This window comes from Sphingorhabdus sp. 109 (genome assembly GCF_902506555.1).
Lineage (GTDB): Bacteria > Pseudomonadota > Alphaproteobacteria > Sphingomonadales > Sphingomonadaceae > Parasphingorhabdus.
The window spans coordinates 153238-163811 of the sequence record NZ_LR732707.1 but is presented as its reverse complement, the minus strand read 5'-3'; the positions used below and the strand labels follow the sequence as shown (position 1 = coordinate 163811).

The 10574-nt window shown below is 61.2% G+C and carries 6 protein-coding genes; 1 reads left to right on the top strand and 5 read right to left on the bottom strand.

What is annotated here, in order from left to right; translation table 11 throughout:
• Positions 1-167: 167 nt before the first annotated feature.
• Positions 168-4337 carry a translocation/assembly module TamB domain-containing protein gene (locus BOSE62_RS00805; protein WP_159640464.1) on the bottom strand — a complete coding sequence of 1390 codons (4170 nt, stop codon included), beginning with the start codon at positions 4335-4337 and terminating at the stop codon, positions 168-170.
• Positions 4338-6431 carry an autotransporter assembly complex protein TamA gene (locus BOSE62_RS00800; protein WP_236553753.1) on the bottom strand — a complete coding sequence of 698 codons (2094 nt, stop codon included), beginning with the start codon at positions 6429-6431 and terminating at the stop codon, positions 4338-4340.
• Positions 6432-6646: 215 nt separating this feature from the next.
• On the opposite strand from BOSE62_RS00800, the gene BOSE62_RS00795 reads away from it, so the two are divergent.
• The gene (locus BOSE62_RS00795; RefSeq protein ID WP_159640461.1) at positions 6647-7192 is read left to right on the top strand and encodes a hypothetical protein; all 546 of its coding nucleotides are present in this window, start codon (positions 6647-6649) and stop codon (positions 7190-7192) included.
• A 12-nt stretch (positions 7193-7204) separates the two neighbouring features.
• Here the strand turns inward: BOSE62_RS00795 and BOSE62_RS00790 are convergent, their stop codons facing one another.
• The 3 genes from BOSE62_RS00790 to BOSE62_RS00780 all read right to left on the bottom strand — a co-directional run bounded on the left by BOSE62_RS00790 (position 7205) and on the right by BOSE62_RS00780 (position 10563).
• The gene (locus BOSE62_RS00790; protein WP_159640458.1) at positions 7205-8377 is read right to left on the bottom strand and encodes a winged helix-turn-helix domain-containing protein; all 1173 of its coding nucleotides are present in this window, start codon (positions 8375-8377) and stop codon (positions 7205-7207) included.
• 5 nt (positions 8378-8382) lie between these two features.
• Entirely contained in the window at positions 8383-9306 is a 924-nt protein-coding gene (locus tag BOSE62_RS00785; protein WP_236553752.1) for a DMT family transporter, read from the bottom strand.
• 114 nt (positions 9307-9420) lie between these two features.
• Positions 9421-10563, bottom strand: a complete 1143-nt coding sequence (locus BOSE62_RS00780) for an acyl-CoA dehydrogenase family protein (protein WP_159640452.1) — start codon at positions 10561-10563, stop codon at positions 9421-9423.
• Positions 10564-10574: the final 11 nt, after the last annotated feature.

Genomic DNA, 10574 nt, shown 5'->3' with positions numbered 1-10574 from the left:
TCTTACGATCTGCCGACCTCTCGGGGTCTATATTATCGGAAAGACCAGCCGGGGCGGCCGCGCGGCGTGGCAAGCATATTTCGTGGCATGCTTCGTTTCGCCGCGCGCCGATCTGACGGGTGTCGCGCTTTCCATTCCATCCCCCGTTCCATTGGAAGCAAACCGGCTCAATAATCCTTGCTTACCCGCAAATTGGCGCTGCGCCGGCCGAGCGTCGAGATGCTCGAGAGGATCGATAGCCAGCGGGTGATCTGGAATTCGAGCTGGGTGGCGCTATAGCCCTTGCCGTCGGTGATCAGTTCCACATAGACGCGGCGGGTAATATATTTGCCCGCGGCAATCGAAGTACCGGAACCGGTATCGGTATCGGACGGCAGGATACGCAGGCGATCGAGACCCACCGCCTTGCGCAATTGATTGATCGGATCGAGTCCGCCACCGCTGTTCAGCGAAGCCACGGCAGCAGCCAGCTGGACCGCCTCCGGGGCGGACAGGTCGGCAATCGAGGCGCCGAACAACACCCGCGACAGCAGTTCGTCTTCGGGCAGGGCCGGAATGCTGGTGAAGGCGATTTCCGGCTTGTTTCCGGTCCCCGTGACATTGATCGTGGCATTGAGACCGGTCAGATCGGCTTCGGCTTCGATATCCAGGGTCGGATTGACCGGCTGGTTGCCGACAAAGCGGATGACACCGCGCTCCAGAGTGAATCGCCGTCCGGCAAAGGTATAATTGCCGCTGATCAGATCGGCGGTGCCAACCATCGCGAAATTGTCGACCGGTCCGGAAATCCTGAGATCGGCCCCCCATTCACTGTCCAGCCCCAGCCCCTCGACCCGTAGACGGTTGGGTGCCTTGGCGGTCAGCGCAAATCGCCAGGGGCGGCTGCGGGTCACGACCGGCCGCTCGTCTGCCCGCCGGTTGATCTCGCGGGTCTTGATATCAGGCAGGCTGGCGGTTGCGCTGGCCCTGCCGAAACGGAAGAAGCTGCGATTAAGCAGCACATCGCCCGAGATCAGTCCGCCGTCGGCCGAGCTGCGGATCTTGATCGGCCCGGTTACCGTGGCGGCAAAATCATCCCGCGCAATCAGCGCCGCCTGCTCGGCATTGACGTCCATCGTGATGCCAATGCCCTCTCCCGGCGCCACGGCGAAATTGAAACTGCCGCTGCCGCTGACCGTACCGCCCCGCGCCGTATTGCCCGTCAATTTCGGCAGCACCAGGCGCGAACCGTCAAACTGGCCCACGGCCTTGATATCGGAAATGACCGTGCCGGTGAGCGGACTTTCGAGCCGCGCGCTGCTGGTACTGACCTGCCCCTTGATTTCGGGATTGGCGAGGCTGCCGCTGACATCGGCGCTGGCTGCCACCGGTCCGGTCAGATCGAAGGTTTCGACACCGGTGAGACGCCACAGGCTTTCTGCACCGCCGTTGAAACGCGCCTGGGCGAACAACGGCCGGCGCATCAGTTCATCCTGCCAGTTGCCGCTGCCCAGACCGCTCACCCGCCCCTGGAACCGCCCAATGGTCTTGCCTTCGGGCGATTTGATGATTCCGCGTGCTGCAGCATTGCGGCTTGAGAGAGCCATGTTGAGACCGAGATCAACCGGTGTGGACGTCAGGATCAGGCCGGACCGTGTCAGCCCCTTGACCGTCAGCCTGGCTTCACCAACCGGCATCCGGCTGCCCGACTGTTCGAGCTTGACGGTGCCATTAACACTGCCGCCCAGTCCGAGATCGGGATAGCCGATGTCGACGAGCGACAGCGGCATCTTTGTCATCGACAGGTCCAGTCTCGACCGGCCGCTGCCCCAGCGACCGGACAGTCTGGCGCTGCCTCGGCCATAGTTGACCGTGGTTGCCGAAGCGGTCCAGCCATCGCCATCACGGCGTAATTCGAGCGGCTGCGCGAGACGAAGGGTGCGGCCTTCAAACTGGCCGGTTCCCGAAATCCGGTAGCGATCCGGACTGATATCGGCTTTTGCCTGAAACTCGAAGGTGCTTCCGCGCGTCCCGGCGATGGTGAAGGTCGCGCCGCCGCTGCCGTCGGTCAGCTTGGCATTGGCGGCCACCCGGCCGATCATCAATTCGCCGCGGCTAATCCCTTGCGCACGCAGGGTAGCGTCGATATCGGACTGGCCGTCGATCAGCACGATATCAGCATCGACCACGGCCGTCCGTATGTAGATCGGCGGATTGCCGTCGAACCGCGCATTTTCCGCTGTTAGACTGGCGCGGATCAGCTGTTGCCCTGCACCGGGGCGAAACAGGACATCGCCATTCACGCCGCCACCGCTGACGTCCAGCCTTCCGGCAAGGCCATTGGCGGTCGGCCTGATTATGCCGCTGGCCAGCGTGTCGGAGACCAGCAGGCGGTCTACCCGTACCGCTGTGTCCTGACCCGGCGTGGTCAGGATCATCCCGTCACTGCTGAACGGCCCGAGCGTCGATCCACCGGACGCGATATAGGAAAAGCCGCCCTTGGACGGATCGAGCTGCAGGCTGACGGCAGAAAGCCCTGCCGCCGGCAGCGGACTGTCTAGCAATAACGCGATCTTCGGCCGGTTCAGCGCACCGTCGAGCTTCAGATCAAAACGGCCATAGCTGTCCTGCTTTCCCGACCCCCGGAAGGCAAAGGTCGCCGCGCTGGTCTGACGCCCCGAACCGCGAAAGGAGATTTTCGGAGCAGACAGGTTGAGATCGGTGAACCGCAGCAGTCCGTCCGGACCAAGCGCAAGACCGGTCTGCAACTGCGGCAGACCGCCAGCCAGCTCGCGCAAAAAGCCGATATCGAAGCGGCGCAACCGGGCATTGACCTGTCCGTCCAGCGCGATTCCGGTGGATGCCGGCCCGATATTGATGGCGGCGATAATATCGGCGATCCCGACACCCTGCACCGCGAAACCGGGCGCGTTAGCGTTGACATTGATGGCAAAATCGCCGGTTGCGGGGCGCAATTCCAGATCCAGGGTGCCCTGCGCCGCATCGGTCGCAACCTTCGCCCGCTCCGCAAACAGCAGTTCCTTTTCATAGCGGAGCAATGCGTTCGCGCCGAAACCGGAGAGCAATTGCTTGAGCAATTCGCCATTGCCGATCACGGTTCCGACCGAAAGCGCGACGGGAATATCCCAGCCGCCGGTATCGCGCTGCCCCTCGCCTTCGCCGCGCACATTGGTCAGCAGCGTCTTGCCTAGTGCCAACTGCGGCGCGGTCAGCAGATATTGATAGCGCAACCGGGATATTTTGCCGTTCAGCAACGCTTTCAATTCGAAATCCTGCGCCTTCATATTGGCGGACAGCGCGGACGGATCAACCAACCGTGTTTCCAGACGCATCGCATCCAGACTGTTGCGGGCCAGATCGATCCCGCCGGTCGCGGTCAGAAACAGAGCAGCGGAACGCGCCTCGAGGTCCAGCGCCACCAGCCGGTCTGCGAGGCTGGCCGTACCCTTTATCCGGATTTCCGGCGATCCCAGCTTCTGTGCCAGTCCCCCCGGCAACGCCGCGGCGGTCAGCCTGCCGTCATAGGAGAATAGCCCTTCTTGTGCTTCGATCGTGGCTTGCGTCAACATCTCCTCGTTGCCGAGCGCGATCAGTTCGCCATTCCATTTCTGCCAGCTGCCATCGCCTTTCAGGGTCAGCGCCAGAGCGCGATCCATCCCGAGAGCATTGGCTATTACTCCACTGGCAGGAGCGATAATTTCCGCATCGATATCGAGCTTCTGCCGGCTCGGCTCGGCATTCAGCGCAAGCAGCAATTTGTCGCCGCTGCGCGTTGTCGCGGCATCGAGACGCAGCATCGCGCGACCGGCACGGATGTCGGCGGAGCCGGACAGGTCGGCAAATTGTTCGCTGCCGGCAATGGCTTTTCCGAGCGCAAGATTCTCGGCATGGAAAGCGCCGACATAGATGTCGAAACCGGGGAGCAAGGGATTGTCTTCCCCGCTATCGATCAGTTCGGGCAAACGGTCGAGCCGCGCTTTCAGGACCAGCGCATCGGCAATGTTCAGTTCGTTGAAAATCCAGGCCAGCGGATTCCAGTCGACCGCCACAGTACCGGCGGAGAAAAACGCACCCTCGGGATCAAGCAGCTGCAGTCCCTGCACCCTGGCCTTGCCGTAGATCGACCCGTCGATTTCCGCGATCCGGATACGCAGACCATCGTCCGGTTCCAGTGCCTCAACCTGGTTGATGATGAAACGATGGCCCGAATCGCTATCCAGCCACATCGCCCCGCCGAACAATCCGAGCAAGACCAGCGCCGCGAGGCCGAGCAGGCTGCGCATCGACCAGCGCCAGATCAGTCGCCTGGGACCGGGCCTGTCATTGGACCCGGCCACCTAGAATGCCTGCCCGAGCGAAACATAGACCGCGATACGCGAATCTCCCGATCGCCTGTTTATCGGTGTACCGACGTCGATCCGGATCGGGCCGAAGTCGCTATAATAGCGGATGCCGAGACCGGCCCCATATTGCAGATCGGACAAATCCGGTGTGCTGCTGGTGTATACATTGCCGGCGTCGATGAACGGCACGACACCGAAATTGCCACCCAGAAGTCCGGTACGGACGCGCGCCTCGAGCGAAAATTCGACCAGCGAACGGCCGCCCACAGGATCATCATTGGCATCCAGTGGTCCGACGGTCTGGTAGCTATACCCGCGCACCGAGCCACCGCCACCGGAATAGAGCCGGCGCGAGGGAGCGATGCTGTTGGTACCGGCACCGGCAATCGTGCCGATACGCGTACGGCCGGCCAGCACGATCTTATCCGAGACCGGGAAATAGGCGCTGCCGTCGACCTGGCCGCGGATATAGAAGAAGCTGCCGCCCTGCAGCGATGCTTCGGGAGCAATACGGGCGCTTAGCCGGAATCCACGGGTTGGATCGAGCAGATTGTCGCTGGCATCATAGGTCACCAGTCCCGGCAGGGAGGCGATGAAATAGGTTTCCGGATCGGTCGCGCCAATGTCTCCGGTGACATCGGTTTCCCGCGATGCAATCAGTTCGAAACCGCCCGACCAGTTCCAGCGCTTCTGATAGATCAGATTGCTCTGCCGCTCGATATTCGCGGCGATCGACAGGGTTTCGGCATCATAGGCGGCGCTATCGACCAGACTCAGTGCCAACCGTCCGTTCAATATATTGTCGCGTCGGCGAAAATTGTTGCGGCGGTAGACAATGCTGCCCGATTGTTCCTCCGTGCCGAGCACGCCGGTTAGCCGGATCAGTCCTTCCGGCGGGAACAGATTCCGGTGCTCCCAGCTCACTTCGGCGCGGGCGCCCTCGCCTGTCCCGTAACCCAGTTCGCCAGCCACGGTTCGCAACGGTGCCGGCGTCAGTTTCACGGCTATATCCACCGCTTCGGGATCATCGGCCTTCACCGGTTCGATGGCGATGGTCGAGACCAGACCGGTAGCGACCAGCGCCCGGCGCAAATCCTCCAGATCGGAGGCCTGATAGAGATCGCCCGGATCGAAGCGGGCGATCATCTGGACATGGTCTGCATCAAACAGCGCGGTCGGCGCGAGATCGATCGAACCAAAATTATAGCGCCCGCCCGGCGTCACCGCCACGGCGAGATCACCCAGCCGCGTCGCGTGATCGATTTCCAGTTCCGGTTCGGCGGTACTGGCGAAAGGATAGCCATTTTCCGCCATTGTGCCGTCGATCCGACTGATCGCTTCCATGATCCTGTCGCTGTTGACGACATCGCCGGGCTGCAGTCCGAAACTTTCTCGGAAACTCGCTGGATCGGGCGCAACCGCCGTTTCGATTCCGGGCAAGGCAATGGCGTCCAGCTTATATTGCGGCCCAGCCTGCACCCTGATCACGACATTGACCCGCTCCGCTCCGTCGCGCTCGAAACGGGTCTGCACAACCGCATCATAATAGCCTTCTATGCGCAGCAACCGCTCGACCAGATCGGCATCGCTTTGCGCGCGCCGCCGAATCTGCGCGAAATTGGCATCGTCGCCGCGATATTGTTCCAGCACCGATAAAATTTCGAAGCGCGTGTCAAAAGCTTCTCCGGTCTCTTCGGGCAACCCTTCAAAGCTGATCCCGTAGGCGGTTTCGGCCAGCGCATCGGTCGGTCGATATTCGTTGAGCGGCAATTGTTCTGCCAATAGTTCGGAAGCGGGCTGGACATCCTGGTCGCCGGTTCCGTCTCCGGCGGGAGGGATCGCAGCGCCGGCATCGGCGTTTCCGTCAGCCTGCGGTGCCGCTTCTTCCTCTAGGTCCGGCCATTCGACACCAAAATCAGGAAATTCGGTCAGCGGCTGATCGGGATCGAGCGGCACGTCAAAACCGGGCTCGTCCACCGCACCGCTGGCGGGCTGTTCTGCCGTTTGTGCATCGACCGGCCCGACGGGCAAACCCGTCAGCAACACAACCAGCATGCCAAGGCAGCGACAATATGCGGTCAGACCCATCACCAATCTCTTTAGCTGTGGTTGAATCGCGATGCCAACGAATAAGCGCCTTTTTCCGAAGGGCATTCGCTTTCGCTTAATATTCGGTCCGCCAGCATCAAGCCGCCAATTTCACAGATGATTTTAACCGTATATTAACCATGATCGGCAATATTCTGTCCGGTCAGCACCAGATGCTTTATCTGGTCGGTAATTGTTCAACAGGATCGTCAGAAATGTCCAATATGCGCGTTATTTTGCTCGAAGCGGCTCTGGTAGCCGGTGTCTTGATGACCGGATTGTCGGCATCCCAGATTGCCCGTGCGGCAACATCGTCCGATAATGGCGCAGAAGCGGCAACGGATCCGCGGTCGAATGTGAAAATCGACAGTTCGATCATGATCGAACGCACCACAATATCGGAGAATGGCGAGTCTGTGACCCAGCTTATCAGTCCCTCGACCACCAAGGTTGTTCCCGGCGACAAGCTGCTGATCACCAACAGCTATCGCAATATGGGCGACGAGGCTGTGACCGGCTTTGTGCTCAACAACCCGGTGCACCAGGCTGTTGCCTTCGTCGAAGCGCTTGAAGACTGGGCGCTGGTATCGGTTGACGGTGGCGAGAATTTCGGCACCCTGTCTAAGCTGAGCGTCGAAGATGATACACAGGGCTCCCGCCCCGCCGTGGCGGCTGATGTCACTCACATTCGCTGGGTGCTGCCATCACCTATCGAACCCGGCGCCACCGGCGAACTGCGTTTTCGCGGCACCGTCAAATAGGCGAACAGACCGCTACGACCGGCCTTCACATTCCCAATGGACATCTGCAATATCAATCAGCCGGGCCAGCCTGATCAGCTCTGCTGCCAGCTTGTCTTGTCGCGTGGCTGACCGGCGCACGCCAGGTTCGGGCCAATGTTGCGTGACCCGCAAATGCCCCGCTGCCCGGTCCGCCTTGATCTCGATCCGGCCGACAAAGCGGTCGCGTTCCAGTAGCGGATAGACATAATAGCCCCATTGCCGCTGCGCGGCGGGCACGAACATTTCATTACGATAGTGGAAGCCAAACAGGGTCAGAAGGCGTTTGCGGTCGCGGACAGCCGGGTCAAACGGATTGACGATCCGCAGCCGTACGGTTGGTCGGGACAGCTTGGCCAGACGGACTTCGATATCGGGCGGTACCAGGGCCTTGAGCCACTGGCCCTTGTAATTTTCCACCTCGACCGGCACGATGTCGCTGGCCGCATCGGCCCAGGCCCGCGTTTCCTTTGCGTTCACAGCATCCCAGAAACGCTGAATTTCGCCGAGCGAGCCAAAGGCCAGCCGGTCGAGCGCGTTACGGCAGAGCCAGTCGATCTGGCCCTCGTCGTCATGAATTGGTTCACGATGATGCGGGGGAATCACCCGCTCGCTGAGGTCGTAATATTTGGTGAAATTGACGCGATGGGAGGTCGCCAGTTCGCCGGCATACCAGAGCTGGTCCATCACCCTCTTGTGCGGCGGGCGTTCCCACATCTGTTTCTTGCCGCTGACCCTAGTGTCAAAGGCCTGGGTTGACAACGGGCCCTCCGCTGCGATGCGGGCCTTGATCTCGTCGGCCCCGATTTCGCGCGCTGCTTTTTTAAAGGAGGCATGGCCCGCCACCTTTGCGCCGAGCCGCCGGAACTGGCGCTGCCACATCGGATAGAATTCCATCGGCAGGACCGAAGCATCGTGGGTGAAATGTTCGAACACCCCCCTGTCCTCGCCCAACAGCTTGTCGAGCATCGGCTCGCGGTAATTCTGGTTGCGGCTCCACAAGATATGATGGTGGGCGCGGGTGACATTCTGGATCGTGTCGAGCTGGACATAGCCGAGGCGACGGATCGTCTCCGGCAGGTCGAGCGGACCGGTCGGGGTTTCGGACAGGCCCTGCGCCTGCAGCCACAGCCAGCGCGCCTCTCGATTGCCGATGCGCAGCGCCATCGCGATCAGACCGCGGTGGTTTCGATATGCGCAACTTTCCGCTCGCGCCGCGTTGCCAATATGCAACCGACGACGATCATCGCCGCGCCGACCACGGTGATCAGCGTGATTGGCTCGCGGAAGAATAGCCAGCCGAAAATCGCCGCCCAGATGAAGGCGCTATATTCAAGATTGATCAGATTTTGCGCTTCGGCCCGCGCATAGCCCCAGGCGATGAACAGCGAGGAGATCAGCGAGAATATCGCCGCGGCCCCGATATAGGGCAACGATTCCGCTTCCGGAACGACCGCAAAAAAGGGTGCGAGCAGTAGGAAGGACGACCCGACCACGAGATTCTGGGCAAAGCTGATCTCGATAGGCCCGGCGAGCAGCGCCTGTTGCCGCTGGATCACCAGATTGCCGGCATAGAGCACCGCCGACACAAGAATGGCTCCGATGCCGAACAGCGCCTCTTTCTCGAACTCGCCGCTCGCCCTGCCCCATGCGATCACCAGCACCCCGGCAAAGCCCAGCGCCGAGGCGTAAATGGCGTTGCGGTGGATGGTCTCGCCAAGGAACACGGCGGCGAGATAGAGCGCGATAATCGGCGCGATGAAGGAGAGCGCGATGGCTTCGGCCAGCGGCACCCGTGCCAGGCCCCAGAAGAACAGATAGGACATGAAGACGATGATGATGCCGCGCTGCAGATGGACCTTGCGGGCGGCCTTGCCCGGCATTCTCGGGCGGCGCACGAAGAAAACCACCGAAACGATCACCAGAGCGAGCAGCACCCGCCAGAGGATCGCGTTATAGGCGCCAATCTCGATCGACAGGCTTTTCATCGCCACGTCCATCATCGCGAAGGTGAGCAGACCGAAGAGAACCGACCCCGCCGGCAGCAGGATCGGGCCGTTTTCTGGCGGGCTATTGGCGGATATAAGATCGGGCATATTATATTCCATCAGCCTGATGCTGTTGCCGGACGCGCTGCTGCGACAGGCTCAACGCGAACGGATGACAAGAGGCTCTGCTTATCGCCCGCCAACCGAAAATGGCAAGCGCGATCAGAGGCCCATTTGCCGGACCGCGAGATCGCGCATGATTTCTTCCGAGCCGCCGCCGATCGCCATCACCTTGACCTCGCGATAGAAACGTTCGACCGGATTGCCGCGCAGATAGCCGGCGCCGCCGAGTATCTGCATCGCTTCGCTGGCGCAGAACTCGAGATCCTTGGTGGCGCTGAACTTGGCCTTGCAAATCTGCGCGACCGGCATCTCGCCCTGATCGGCGAGCCAGCAGATCTGGTTGAGCCAGCCGTCGAGCCGGTCGACTCGCGCCGACATGTCGGCGATCTTGTGACGGATCACCTGGTGCCTGATCATCGGCTTGCCGAAGGTCTCGCGCTGCTGCGCATAGTCGATCGAATATTCGAGCAGCACCCGCATCATGCCGAGCGACTGGGCAACCATGCCGAGCCGCTCGTGGTTGAAATTGTGCATGATCTGGATGAAACCGCGGCCTTCCTCGCCGAGCATATTTTCCGCCGGGACGCGCACTTCATCAAAATAGAGCGAGGCTTGGTCCGAAGCCCACCAGCCCATTTTCTTGTCGAGCGCGGTGCGCGAGAAACCCTCTGCATCGGCGTCGACCAGAAACAGCGAGATACCGTTCAGTCCCTCGCCGCCGGTGCGCGCGCCGATGACATAATGGTCGGCCGTCATGCCGCCGGTGATGAAGGTCTTGGCCCCGTTGATCACCCAGTGATTGCCGTCCTGCCGCGCCGTGGTCTGCATATTGGCGACGTCCGATCCGCCACCCGGTTCGGTAATGCCAAGGCTGGAACCCTTTTTGCCGAGCACGATATCCTTCAGGATGCGCTCCTTGATATCCTGCGAAGCCAGCTTGTGGATCGGGCCGATGGAAATCGAGCGGCCACCGAGCGCCGCCAGCGTGCCGCCATTATGCGCTCTTGCCGCTTCCTCGCCCCAGGCCGCGCGCATGAAAATATCGTCCATGCCGAGCCCGCCATATTTTTCGTCGACGCCAAAGCCCCATACGCCAAGCGCCCCGGCTTTTTCGTGAACCTCCCAGGGGATTTCGCCCGCTTCATCCCACTCATTGGCGAACGGCTGCAATTCGGTCTCGGCAAAGCGCCGGCAGGTTTCGCGGAATTGGCGGCGCTCGTCATTGTCAAAGGGGCGTAGCATCTGTGTCTCTC

What these genes read in the sequence shown, in the direction of transcription:
- BOSE62_RS00800 (WP_236553753.1), bottom strand. Translation starts at nt 6,431, where the DNA reads ATGGGTCTGACCGCATATTGTCGCTGCCTTGGCATGCTGGTTGTGTTG.
- BOSE62_RS00795 (WP_159640461.1), top strand. Translation starts at nt 6,647, where the DNA reads ATGTCCAATATGCGCGTTATTTTGCTCGAAGCGGCTCTGGTAGCCGGT.
- BOSE62_RS00790 (WP_159640458.1), bottom strand. Translation starts at nt 8,377, where the DNA reads ATGGCGCTGCGCATCGGCAATCGAGAGGCGCGCTGGCTGTGGCTGCAG.
- BOSE62_RS00785 (WP_236553752.1), bottom strand. Translation starts at nt 9,306, where the DNA reads ATGCCCGATCTTATATCCGCCAATAGCCCGCCAGAAAACGGCCCGATC.
- BOSE62_RS00780 (WP_159640452.1), bottom strand. Translation starts at nt 10,563, where the DNA reads ATGCTACGCCCCTTTGACAATGACGAGCGCCGCCAATTCCGCGAAACC.